Annotated in this window: 1 protein-coding gene; it reads left to right on the top strand. The window is 66.2% G+C overall.

The features are described from left to right. Positions 1–281, top strand: a 281-nt coding sequence (locus tag ISP15_RS18660) for a flagellin N-terminal helical domain-containing protein (RefSeq protein ID WP_449757829.1), incomplete at both ends; no start/stop codon positions are given.

Below are 281 nucleotides of genomic sequence, written 5' to 3' on the forward strand. Positions count from 1 at the left end.
ATCAATTCGGCCAAGGACGACGCGGCCGGCCTGCAGATCGCCACGCGCCTGAACGCGCAGACCAGCGGCATGAAGGTCGCGATGCAGAACACCCAGAACGCTACCTCGATGCTGCAGACGGCCGAAGGCGCCTTGGGCGAGGTGACCAACATCATGCTGCGCATGAAGGACCTTGCCACGCAGGCCGCCGATGGCTCCTCGAACGAGGACGACCGCGGCGCGCTGCAAGCCGAGTTCGACGCGCTGGGCGCGGAGCTGTACAACATCGTCAGCCGCACGTC

Source organism: Dyella jejuensis (genome assembly GCF_044904675.1).
GTDB classification, from domain to species: Bacteria; Pseudomonadota; Gammaproteobacteria; order Xanthomonadales; family Rhodanobacteraceae; genus Dyella_B; species Dyella_B jejuensis.